11 protein-coding genes are annotated in these 11,990 nt (G+C 56.3%); 9 read left to right on the forward strand and 2 right to left on the reverse strand.

Annotated elements, in window-relative coordinates; genetic code table 11:
- The first annotated feature begins 8 nt into the window (after positions 1–8).
- A complete protein-coding gene (gene trkA / locus QK293_RS18740) occupies positions 9–1,382 on the forward strand; it encodes a Trk system potassium transporter TrkA (RefSeq protein ID WP_282379706.1) in 1,374 nt (457 codons plus the stop codon).
- A gap of 56 nt (positions 1,383–1,438) precedes the next feature.
- On the forward strand, positions 1,439–1,753 hold the full coding sequence (locus QK293_RS18745) for a tetratricopeptide repeat protein (RefSeq protein WP_282379708.1): 315 nt from the start codon (positions 1,439–1,441) through the stop codon (positions 1,751–1,753).
- A gap of 69 nt (positions 1,754–1,822) precedes the next feature.
- Here the strand turns inward: QK293_RS18745 and QK293_RS18750 are convergent, their stop codons facing one another.
- Entirely contained in the window at positions 1,823–2,710 is an 888-nt protein-coding gene (locus tag QK293_RS18750; RefSeq protein ID WP_282379710.1) for a lysophospholipid acyltransferase, read from the reverse strand.
- A gap of 40 nt (positions 2,711–2,750) precedes the next feature.
- Complete coding sequence (gene tag / locus QK293_RS18755) at positions 2,751–3,308, reverse strand: DNA-3-methyladenine glycosylase I (RefSeq protein ID WP_282379713.1); 558 nt, start codon at positions 3,306–3,308, stop codon at positions 2,751–2,753.
- 81 nt (positions 3,309–3,389) lie between these two features.
- Here tag and glyQ point away from each other — a divergent pair, with 81 nt between their 5' ends.
- The 7 genes from glyQ to QK293_RS18790 all read left to right on the forward strand — a co-directional run bounded on the left by glyQ (position 3,390) and on the right by QK293_RS18790 (position 11,960).
- Entirely contained in the window at positions 3,390–4,343 is a 954-nt protein-coding gene (gene glyQ, locus QK293_RS18760) for a glycine--tRNA ligase subunit alpha (protein ID WP_008155694.1), read from the forward strand.
- Positions 4,340–6,394: a glycine--tRNA ligase subunit beta gene (gene glyS / locus QK293_RS18765; protein ID WP_282379715.1), complete on the forward strand. Its 2,055-nt coding sequence runs from the start codon at positions 4,340–4,342 to the stop codon at positions 6,392–6,394. Before glyQ ends, glyS begins: the two co-directional genes overlap by 4 nt.
- Before the next feature lie 10 nt (positions 6,395–6,404).
- Positions 6,405–6,938, forward strand: a complete 534-nt coding sequence (gene gmhB, locus QK293_RS18770) for a D-glycero-beta-D-manno-heptose 1,7-bisphosphate 7-phosphatase (protein ID WP_282379717.1) — start codon at positions 6,405–6,407, stop codon at positions 6,936–6,938.
- 82 nt (positions 6,939–7,020) lie between these two features.
- Entirely contained in the window at positions 7,021–7,797 is a 777-nt protein-coding gene (locus QK293_RS18775; RefSeq protein WP_282379719.1) for a lysophospholipid acyltransferase family protein, read from the forward strand.
- A 710-nt stretch (positions 7,798–8,507) separates the two neighbouring features.
- Positions 8,508–10,079, forward strand: coding sequence for a recombinase family protein (locus QK293_RS18780; protein ID WP_282379721.1), 1,572 nt, complete (start codon positions 8,508–8,510; stop codon positions 10,077–10,079).
- Positions 10,076–10,969: a plasmid partitioning protein RepB C-terminal domain-containing protein gene (locus QK293_RS18785; RefSeq protein ID WP_282379723.1), complete on the forward strand. Its 894-nt coding sequence runs from the start codon at positions 10,076–10,078 to the stop codon at positions 10,967–10,969. Before QK293_RS18780 ends, QK293_RS18785 begins: the two co-directional genes overlap by 4 nt.
- Before the next feature lie 10 nt (positions 10,970–10,979).
- Entirely contained in the window at positions 10,980–11,960 is a 981-nt protein-coding gene (locus QK293_RS18790) for a plasmid partitioning protein RepB C-terminal domain-containing protein (RefSeq protein WP_282379725.1), read from the forward strand.
- Positions 11,961–11,990: the final 30 nt, after the last annotated feature.

The raw sequence follows: 11,990 nt of genomic DNA on the forward strand, positions 1-11,990 counted from the left end.
GTGACCGGATGAAAATCATCATCCTCGGTGCGGGGCAAGTCGGCGGTTCGCTGGCAGAACATTTGGCCAGCGAGGCCAACGACATCACGGTGGTCGACACCGACAGCGAACGCCTGCGCGATCTCGGTGATCGGCTGGACATCCGCACCGTGCAAGGCCGCGGCTCACTGCCGACGGTGCTACGTCAGGCTGGCGCGGACGACGCCGACATGCTGGTAGCGGTGACCAACAGCGACGAAACCAACATGGTTGCCTGCCAGGTTGCCCACACCCTGTTTCACACCCCGACAAAGATCGCCCGGGTTCGCGAAGCCGCGTACCTGACTCGCTCCGAGCTGTTCGACAACGAAGCGATTCCGGTGGACGTGCTGATCAGCCCGGAGCAAGTGGTCACCAACTACATCAAGCGCCTGATCCAGCACCCGGGCGCCTTGCAGGTGATCGACTTCGCCGAAGGCAAGGCGCAATTGGTGGCGGTCAAGGCTTACTACGGCGGCCCACTGGTGGGTCAGCAACTGCGCCAGCTGCGTGAACACATGCCGAATGTCGAAACCCGCGTGGCGGCGATTTTCCGTCGCGATCGGCCGATCCTGCCTCAGGGCGATACGGTGATCGAGGCGGACGACGAAGTCTTTTTCATCGCGGCCAAGGCGAATATTCGCGCGGTGATGAGCGAAATGCGCCGCCTCGATGAGAGCTACAAGCGCATCGTTATCGCCGGTGGCGGACAGATCGGTGAGCGTCTGGCCGAGGCCATCGAAAGTCGTTACCAAGTGAAGATCATCGAGATGAACCCGGCGCGCTGCCGTCATCTCTCGGACACCCTCGACAGCACCGTGGTGCTGCAGGGCAGCGCTTCGGATCGGAACTTGCTGATGGAAGAGAACATCGCCGACGCTGACCTTTTCCTGGCCCTGACCAACGACGACGAAGCCAACATCATGTCCTCGCTGCTGGCCAAGCGGCTGGGTGCGAAGAAGGTGATGACCATCATCAACAACCCGGCCTACGTTGACCTGATCCAGGGCGGCGACATCGACATCGCCATCAGCCCGCAATTGGCGACCATCGGCACCTTGCTGGCCCACGTGCGCCGAGGCGATATCGTCAGCGTGCACTCATTGCGCCGGGGCGCGGCGGAAGCCATCGAGGCGATTGCCCACGGTGATGAGAAGTCGAGTAAGGTCATCGGCAAGGCCATTGAGAACATTGGTTTGCCGCCGGGCACCACCATTGGCGCAATCATCCGCGCCGAAGAAGTGATCATTGCCCACGACGACACGGTAATCGCGGCGGGTGACCATGTGATTCTGTTCCTTGTGGATAAAAAGCATATTCGGGATGTGGAAAAGCTGTTCCATGTGGGGTTGAGCTTCTTCTAATCCAACTTGCCCGCGAAGGCGACTCCGAACTTCTTCCATAAATCGAAGGTGCCGGCATGATCGAATCCCTGGAAAAAATGCTCGCCAAGGGTGTGGATAACGCATTGCTGCGCTTTGGGCTGGGCAAGGGTTACCTGGATCTTGGGGAACACGCCAAGGCGGCCGAGCATTTCCAGCATTGCGTCGAATTTGATCCGAAGTATTCGGCGGCCTGGAAGCTTTTGGGCAAGGCCCATCTGGGGCTGGAGGATTTCGCGTCCGCACGTCAGGCGTGGGAAAAGGGCCTGGAAGCCGCTCGCGTCCATGGCGACAAGCAGGCAGAAAAGGAAATGACGGTGTTTCTGAAGAAGCTTGAGCGTCAGGCTCACTGATCAGGGTAACGCAGGCCAATAGATCAAAAGATCGCAGCCTGCGGTAGCTCAAAGTTATCCACAGCAGCATCAATACCAGCGTTCTTCACCCGGTGGACGCTTCTTGAAGCGCTTCATGCTCCACATGTACTGGCTCGGATAGGCCCGCACATAGCGCTCGACCACCTGGCTCATGGCCGCGCAGGACGTCTCGGTATCGGTGCTGTACATGGCTTCTGGCGCGGCTTCGATGATCACTTTGTAACCCGAACCGTCCGGCAGACGTAGCGCATGCAGGAACACGCCGACCGCTTTGCCGCCAGCGAGCATGTTCGGTACGAACTTGCTGGTCAGGGCCTGTGTGGCGAAGAACGGTACGAAGATCCCGGCGGACTCGGCCGGTTCCGGGTCAGCGGGAATGCCCACTGCACCCCCTTTGCGCACTTCCTTGATGACACTGAGGATGCCTTCCCTGGTGGAAGCGGCCACCCGGTTGCCCAATTGCACCCGCTGCTTGCGCAGCAAATCATCCACAGCCTTCAATTTCGGCGGGCGATAGAAAATGATCGGTTTGCACTGGTTGCAATAGAAGTGGTTCAGCACCTCCCAGTTGCCCAGGTGGCTGGTGATACCGACCACACCTTTGCCGGAGGCGAGGGCGTCCTTCAATACGTCGAGACCTTCGACTTCACGCACCAGGTCGATGGAGCGCTGGGCCGGCCAGATCCAGGCGCAGGCGCTTTCGGTCAGGGACTTGCCGATGTCTTTCAGACTCTGGCCGACCAGACGCTCCCGTTCAGCAGGGTCCATCTGCGGAAAGCACTTGGCGAGATTGATCCGCACCACATCGCGGGAACGGTTGGGGGTTTTCCACATCACCCAGCCAATGGCCGAGCCCACCGCCTGCACTGCCCGCCACGGGAGCAGGGCAAACAGCCGCAGAGCGCCTACCAGCAAGGCGCCTTTAAACTTATCCACAGGTCACTCCTGATCTTGTGCTGTGCGCGAGGCGGCTATTCTAACCGCCGTTCGCCAGCGTCGCGTAGCGATCGCAATCCTGGGTGTGGTCCATGACCATCCCCGAGGCCTGCATCAGCGCGTAGCAAATAGTCGGGCCAACGAAGGTGAAGCCGGCCTTTTTCAGGCGTTTGCTCATCTCCACGGCGGTCGGCGTCACGGCCGGCACTTCGCTGCGATCCTTGAAATGATTGATCACAGGCTTGCCGTCGACGAAGGACCAGAGAAATGCCACCGGATCTTCCAGCGCCAGCCAGGCCTGGGCATTGCGCCGGGCCGCGTTGAGTTTGAGGCGATTGCGAATGATGCCCGGATCGAGCATCAATTCATCGATTTCAGCGTCGCTCATTTGCGCCACGCGCTGTACGTCGAACCCGAACAATACCTCGCGATAACGCTCACGTTTACGCAGCACGGTGATCCAGGAAAGGCCGGCCTGGAACCCTTCGAGCAAAAGCAACTCGAACAATCCCTGCGCATCGCGTAGCGGCGTACCCCACTCCTGATCGTGATAAGCCATGTACAGCGGATCTTCGGAACACCAAAAGCAGCGTGGCATAAGGCTCCAGGGGGCGTGCGCAGGACCGAATCGGGTATACTCCCGCTCTTTAAATCGCAGCCCAAGAAACAGGTGAATTTCGTGAGCCAGCCTACGCCAGCCGTGCGTACCTTCCAAGACTTGATCCTCGCCCTCCAGCAATACTGGGCCGAGCAAGGTTGTGTGGTACTTCAGCCCTACGATATGGAAGTAGGCGCCGGGACTTTCCACACGGCCACGTTTCTGCGCGCCATTGGCCCGGAAACCTGGAACGCCGCTTATGTGCAGCCCAGTCGTCGCCCGACTGACGGCCGCTACGGCGAAAACCCGAACCGTCTGCAGCACTACTACCAATTCCAGGTAGTGCTGAAGCCGAACCCGGACAATTTCCAGGAACTGTACCTGGGCTCCCTCAAGCACGTTGGCCTGGACCCGTTGGTCCATGACATTCGCTTCGTCGAAGACAACTGGGAATCGCCGACCCTCGGCGCCTGGGGTCTGGGCTGGGAAGTCTGGCTTAACGGCATGGAAGTGACGCAGTTCACCTACTTCCAGCAAGCGGGCGGCATCGAGTGCTACCCGGTGACCGGCGAGATCACTTACGGTCTGGAGCGTCTGGCCATGTACCTGCAAGGCGTGGACTCGGTCTACGACCTGGTCTGGGCTGACGGCCCGATGGGCAAGGTCACCTACGGCGACGTGTTCCACCAGAACGAAGTGGAGCAGTCGACCTACAACTTCGAACACGCCAACGTCGAGAAGCTGTTCGAACTGTTCGATTTCTATGAAAGCGAAGCCAAGCGCCTGATCGAACTCGACCAGCCGCTGCCGTTGCCGAGCTACGAAATGGTGTTGAAGGCCTCCCATACCTTCAACCTGCTGGATGCTCGTCGGGCGATTTCGGTGACCGCACGTCAGCAATACATTCTGCGAGTGCGCACCCTGGCGCGTTCCGTTGCGCAAGCCTACCTGCTGGCTCGCGCCAAGCTGGGCTTCCCGATGGCGACCCCGGACCTGCGTGATGAAGTGTTGGCTAAGCTGGAGGCTGCACAATGAGTGCTCAAGATTTTCTGGTTGAACTGGGCACTGAAGAACTGCCACCCAAAGCCCTGAACACCTTGGCTGACGCGTTCCTGGCCGGTATCGACAAGGGCCTGCAAGCCGCTGGCCTGAACTACGAGACCAAAACCGTCTACGCCGCGCCACGTCGTCTGGCTGTGCTGATCACTTCGCTGGCGACTCAGCAGCCGGATCGCAGCATCAACCTCGATGGCCCGCCACGTCAGGCCGCGTTCGATGCCGAAGGCAATCCGACTCAAGCGGCACTGGGCTTCGCCAAGAAGTGCGGCGTCGACCTGAGCGAAATCGATCAGAGCGGCGCGAAACTGCGCTACAGCCAAAGCATCGCCGGCAAACCGACTGCGAGCCTGCTGCCGACCATCGTCGAAGATTCCCTGAACGACCTGCCGATCCCCAAGCGCATGCGCTGGGGTGCTCGCAAGGAAGAGTTCGTGCGCCCGACTCAGTGGCTGGTGATGCTGCTCGGTGACCAGGTCATCGACTGCACCCTTCTCGCCCAGAAATCGGGCCGCGATTCCCGTGGTCACCGCTTCCATCACCCGCAAAGCGTGCGCATCACCTCGCCAGCCAATTACTTGAGCGACCTGCGTGCCGCCTACGTACTGGCCGATGCCAACGAGCGTCGCGAGCTGATCAGCAAGCGCGTCGAAGAGCTGGCAACGATGCAGGAAGGTACTGCAATCGTTCCGCCAGCCCTGCTCGACGAAGTGACCGCGCTGGTTGAATGGCCGGTGCCGCTGGTGTGCTCGTTCGAGGAACGTTTCCTCGATGTGCCGCAAGAAGCGCTGATCACCACCATGCAGGACAACCAGAAGTACTTCTGCCTGCTGGATGCCGACGGCAAGTTGCTGCCACGTTTCATTACCGTGGCCAACATCGAAAGCAAAGACCCGCAACAAATCATCGCCGGTAATGAGAAAGTGGTTCGTCCACGCCTGACCGACGCCGAGTTCTTCTTCAAGCAAGACAAGAAGCAGAAACTCGAAGACTTCAACCTGCGCCTGCAGAATGTGGTGTTCCAGGAAAAACTCGGCAGCGTCTACGACAAGGCCGAGCGCGTTTCCAAACTCGCCGCGTTCATCGCTCAGCGCATTGGCGGCAACGCCGCGTGGGCTTCCCGCGCCGGCCTGCTGTCCAAGTGCGACCTGGCGACCGAGATGGTCGGTGAGTTTCCGGAGATGCAAGGTGTCGCCGGTTACTACTACGCCCTCAACGACGGCGAGCCGCAAGATGTTGCACTGGCCCTGAACGAGCAATACATGCCGCGCGGTGCCGGCGCTGAACTGCCGACCACCCTGACGGGTGCGGCCGTGGCTATCGCGGACAAACTCGACACGCTGGTCGGCATTTTCGGCATCGGCATGCTGCCAACCGGTAGCAAAGACCCGTATGCCCTGCGCCGTGCAGCGCTGGGTGTATTGCGAATCCTGATCGACAAGAAACTCGACCTCGACCTGAACGACGCCGTGGCGTTCGCCGTGAATGCGTTCGGTACCAAGGTCAAGGTTGCTGGCCTGAACGACTCGGTGCTGGAGTTCATCTTCGACCGTCTGCGCGCCCGTTACGAAGACGAAGGCGTTGATGTCGGGACGTACCTGTCGGTGCGTGCCTTGAAGCCGGGTTCGGCGCTGGACTTCGATCAGCGCGTACAAGCGGTAGAGGCGTTCCGCAAGTTGCCGGAAGCCGCTGCCCTGGCCGCGGTGAACAAGCGCGTTTCCAACTTGCTGAGCAAGGTAGAAGGCTCTGTTCCTTCGGTCGTGGAAGCCAAGTACTTCGACAACGCTAACGAGTTCTCCCTGTATTCGGCGATCCAGCAGGCTGACCAGGCTGTCCAGCCGATGGCCGCTGCGCGTCAATACAGCGAATCGCTGGCGCGCCTGGCTGCCTTGCGCGAGCCGGTGGATGCGTTCTTCGAAGCGGTGATGGTCAACGCTGAAGACGCCAAGGTCCGCGCCAACCGTTATGCGTTGCTGGCACGTCTGCGTGGGCTGTTCCTCGGCGTTGCTGACATCTCGCTGCTGGGCTGAGGGGCTACTGTTGAAACTGCTGATTCTCGATCGGGACGGGGTGATCAATTACGACTCCGACGCTTACATCAAGTCGGTGGAGGAGTGGATTCCGCTCCCCGGTGCGATTGAAGCCATCGCGCAGTTGAGCAAGGCCGGCTGGACGGTAGCGGTGGCTACCAACCAGTCGGGCATCGCTCGCGGCTATTACGACATCGCCACCCTGGACGCCATGCACGAGCGCTTGCGCTCGTTGGTGGCGGAGCAGGGCGGTGAGGTCGGGCTGATCGTCTATTGCCCGCACGGGCCGGATGAAGGCTGCGATTGCCGCAAGCCAAAACCCGGGATGTTGAAAACCATCGCCGCTCATTACAACGTATCGCTGAATAATCTATGGTTCGTCGGCGACAGTCTCGGTGACCTGGAGGCCGCCAAAGCCGTCGATTCTCAGCCAGTTTTAGTTAAGACCGGGAAAGGCGAAAAGACTTTGGGCAAAACCCTACCGGCGGGCACCTTGATTTTTGACGATCTAGCGGCGATTGCCGCAGAACTTATCCACAATTAGAGTGTTTTCGAGATTCCTGACCAAGGATTGATCGGGAGTGCGCTTTATATAGACGGGCAGAGCCCGCACGGTAAACGTCGCCATGTCGATATTGCAGGCCATCAGATCCTTCCTCTTTTACCTGCTGCTGGGCACCAGCTCTTTGCTTTGGTGCAGCCTGAGCTTTTTTATCGCGCCTTTTCTGCCGTTCAAGGCCCGATATCGCTTCATTAACGTGTACTGGTGCCGCTGCGCCCTGTGGCTGAGTAAAGTCTTTCTCGGTATCAGCTACGAAGTGAAGGGCGCCGAGAACGTGCCAGACCAGCCCTGCGTGATTCAGTCGAACCACCAGAGCACGTGGGAGACGTTCTTTCTATCGGCTTACTTCGAGCCGTTGAGCCAAGTGCTCAAGCGTTCACTGCTGTTCGTGCCGTTCTTCGGCTGGGCGATGGCCATGCTGCGACCGATCGCCATCGACCGGGACAACCCGAAAGCGGCGCTCAAGCATGTGGCGAAGAAGGGCGATGAACTGCTGAAAGACGGTGTCTGGGTCCTGATCTTTCCAGAGGGGACACGTATTCCTTACGGGACGATCGGAAAATTCTCTCGGGGTGGTACCGCTTTGGCGGTCAACGCCGCGCTTCCGGTGCTGCCGATTGCGCACAATGCTGGCAAGTTCTGGCCGAAAACTGGTTGGGCGAAGAAGCAGGGCGTCATCACCGTAATCATCGGCGTACCGATGTATGCCGAGGGTAGCGGGCCGCGAGCCATTGCGGCGCTGAATGATCGGGTCCAGGCCTGGAACGAGCAAATGCAGCGTGAAATGGGTTCGCTGCCGCCCGCCCCAGCACCGGCCGCTACCGATCAAGTGGCTGTCTGAGATTCTGTGGATAACCTGTGTACCGTTTTACCGAAAACTAACGTTTTTTAATCATATCTTTATGATTTATATACATATTTCTTAAGCTCATAAAACTCGCTAAATGGTGCATAAGTTTTTTCGGGCGCAAAAAAACCGGCTGATATAGCCGGTTTTTTATGCGCGCGATTTGCGATGTTTTCGCTTCTGCGACCATTTTTTGAAGAGATAAAAAAGGCCAACACTAGGTGTTGGCCTTTTTCGTCTGGTAGGTCCGCTGGATGTAGGTGGGCAAAGTTAACCGACTTTGACACCTTGGAATATCAACAGTATACAGCTGGATTGGACAAAGTTAATTTCCACTTCGGGAAAAGTTAACAGTCTAAAACCTAACTTCGGCCTATGTTAATTTTATAATTCTTGAAGCCAAGATAGAATTGACAGATTGTCAAAAGATGAAATCAATTTAAACTAAATTCTTTATCTACTCAAGCAGGGTTGCACACTGTTAATACAGGTACTTGAGCAACAGATCCACACGGCTGCCGTGTGGATCACCATTTTGAAAAACTGTACTTCAAGCTGATGACCGTTGCCATTCGGCTCCCTGTAATAATGTCGCGAATCCCTCACAACCTGACTGATGGTCGTTTCTCGTCACTATCACGTAATAAATCGTCCCTAGGCTGAATCGAATGGGTCAGGATTTTCCTGACCTAGAGGAGGCCTGATTGCCCTCTCCACGCCAGCGGACAACTTCAGAACCCCCCTCAGACGGTCTTGTGCCGGCTGCGGAATACGTTCGCATGTCCACGGATCATCAACGCTACTCTACCGAAAACCAGTCGGCAGCCATCCATGCATACGCCATGAGTAATGGCATGGAAATCGTTACCACCTATCGTGATGAAGGGAAAAGCGGCCTAGATATCAGAGGTCGTGATGCTCTACGTCGGTTGCTTGATGATGTACAGGCTGGGCACGCACAATTCCGCGTAATTCTGGTCTATGACGTCAGTCGTTGGGGACGCTTTCAAAACACAGATGAAAGTGCTCACTATGAATACCTTTGTACTAGCTCGGGTATCAAGGTTGTGTATTGCGCGGAAGCCTTCGACAACGATGGTTCGCCAATGTCCACGATCTGCAAAGGCTTCAAGCGCTATATGGCTGGCGAATACAGTAACGAACTCTCCAGAAAGGTGTTCGCGGGGCAGTGCCGTCTAGTTGAAAAGGGTTTTCACCAAGGCGGGCCCGCCGGATATGGGTTACGCCGTGCACTGATCGATGAGAAAAACGAGTTCAAGGCAAAACTCTCGCGGGGCCAGCAGAAGAGCATCCAGACTGACAGAGTCATCTTGATTCCTGGCCCAGAAGCCGAGATCGAGGTCATCCAACACATCTACTACCAATTTGTTCACGAGCGGATGAGCGAGCGTGAGATTGCCAATGCACTGAACGCTGAAGGTCTGGTCACCGACTTTGATCGCCCTTGGAGCCGAGGCGGCGTGCATCAGGTGCTGACAAACGAGAAGTACATCGGCAACAACGTCTATAACAAAACGTCCTCCAAGCTCCGCAAAGGCAGCATTCGCAACGCGCCAGACAAGTGGATTCGTTGCGATGGTGCATTCCAGGGGATTGTCTCTCTGGGTGTATTTTCCGACGTTCGCGAAATTATCTTACAGCGCTCACATCGCCAGGATGACGCACAGCTGCTAGATATGCTGCGTACCCTGTTAATGCGCGCAGGCTCACTGTCCGGGATGCTCATCGACGAACAAGACAACATGCCCTCCAGCACTACCTACATAAGTCGCTTCGGCGGGCTTCTACGTGCCTACACCCTTATCGGCTACACGCCAGACCGGGACTATCGGTATCTGGAGATTAACCGGTCTTTAAGGCAGTTGCATCCGCAGGTTCTTGACGACGTCGTGAAGCACTTGGAGCACGTCGGTGCGAGAGTCGAACTCAACAATGAGAATGACCTACTGACCGTTAACGATGAATGGACGGCATCCGTGGTCATAACTCGTTGTCAGGCCACAGCTGCTGGCACCCTTCGCTGGAAACTTAGATTCGACAGCAGCCTAACGCCCGATATCACTATCGCTGTGCGCATGGAGCAAGCGAATCTTCAAGTGCAGGACTATTACCTGGTTCCCAGTATAGACATGGGTGCATGGCCACGAAAAATGACTGAAGAGAACAGCCCCTTGATAGACAGCTACCGTTTCGCAACGCTGGATGTACTTGATGGGCTGGCCGCGCGTTGCTCCCTAAAGGAGGCTTTTCCATGACCGTACCATCTGTAGCACGTGATCACGTTGCGCTCATCCCCATAGCGCAAATCCACATCCTGAACCCCCGTTCTAGAGATAAAAAAATCCACCGTGAACTCATCGAGAATATCAAGGCGGTAGGCCTCAAACGCCCAATTACCGTAAGTAGAAGAGCCTCACCACAAGGACAGTACAATTACGACCTCGTTTGTGGCCAAGGTCGACTAGAAGCGTTCCTCTCGTTAGAAGCCACAGAGATTCCGGCATTTATCATTGATGCCGTGGAGGAGGATTGCCTGGTCATGAGCTTGGTGGAGAACGTAGCTCGGAGACAGCATCGCCCGATAGATCTGATGAACGAAGTTGGGCACCTGAAAGAGCGGGGTAAAACAGACTCGGAGATTGCGCAGATAATTGGCACCACATCTTCATGGGTGAACATGATTACTGGGCTGCTGGAGCGCGGCGAAGAAAAGCTCCTATCTGCAGTCGAAACCGGCTTGATTCCCCTGAGCATGGCAACGGATATCGCCCGTAGCTCGGAAAGTGAAATACAAAATGTACTCACTGACGCTTACGAGCGGGGATTTCGAGGGAAGAAAATTACCAAACTGCGGCATCTTCTGGAGTTGCGGGCTAAGAAGGACAAATTTGTCCGTGGAAACCCGCTAGGTGGTGGTCAGAGCAGGAAGAAACGAATGACTCCTGCCGACCTGAGACGACTTTTCGAGCAAGAGGCCGAACGACAGCGGCTGATGGTGAAAAAGGCGGCCTTTACTCATGATCGAGTGGTGTTCGCCACACACGCTATCAAGGAGCTGTTATCCATCGGGGACTTCGAACAGCTGCTCTTTACCGCTCGCTTGGATTCATTACCGAAGCTTATACAAGCTCGGCTCAAGCAATAAGGGGACGATGATGTCAAATCAACCATCCGAGCCAACCAGCGATCATTCAACTCATGTGCCGAGAAATGCTTTTTTGAATGACTGCGTTCGAGTAAAAATTGCCAATATTCTGCCCCTTAAAATTTCACGGCCAGCCGTAAAAAAAAGCCATAAATATCAACAAATTTTCGCGTCGATCCAGGATGTCGGATTGGTAGAGCCCCCCGCTGTAACACATGTACCTGGCCGCAACGGATATTACTTTTTGCTAGATGGCCACTTACGTATTGAGGCGCTGAAGGATTTGGGAGAGTTAGAAGTCGATTGCCTGGTGGCGACCGACGACGATACGTACTCCTACAACAAGCGTACCAACAGGCTTTCTGCCGTTCACAGTAACAAAATGATTGTCCGGGCGATGGATCGTGGGGTTTCAGCAGAGCGTCTTGGTAAAGCGCTTGGATTATCACCCCTGACGATCAAACAAAAATTCAGGCTGCTTAATGGTATTTGTGAGGAAGCCATCGGACTTCTTGGCGATACAAATTGCCCAGCAAACGTATTCAATCTTCTGCGGCAGATGAAACCCCTGAGACAAATCGAAGCAGCTGAACTGATGCGCGGGAACAAAAATTTATCGGTCATGTTCGCAAAAGCACTTTTGGCCGCCACACCGCCCGACCAACTGACAATCCAAAGAAAAAACCAGCCAGAGCAACAAGTCTCGGCAGAATCACTTGCTCGCCTAGAGCGTGAACTGGCCGCCTTGCAGATGCAGATCAAAATAGTGGAGGACGATTATGGCCCTGATGTGCTGCATCTTACTGTTATCAAGGGTTATCTGACCAAGCTTCTTGCCAACGCTGCCGTTGTCCGATGGCTGGCCAGGCACCAACCTGAGTACCTTAAAGAGTTCCAATCCATCGCGGAGCTGACAGAGTTGCCATGGGGAGCCGAGGAGTCAGAGGCTGTTCCCCTTGAGCCAGCCGCTATCGCGTCAACAAATGGATGACATGCGCCGTGCACTAAGCGCCTGGGGAGT

Source organism: Pseudomonas sp. AL03, assembly GCF_029960815.1.
Classification (GTDB): domain Bacteria; phylum Pseudomonadota; class Gammaproteobacteria; order Pseudomonadales; family Pseudomonadaceae; genus Aquipseudomonas.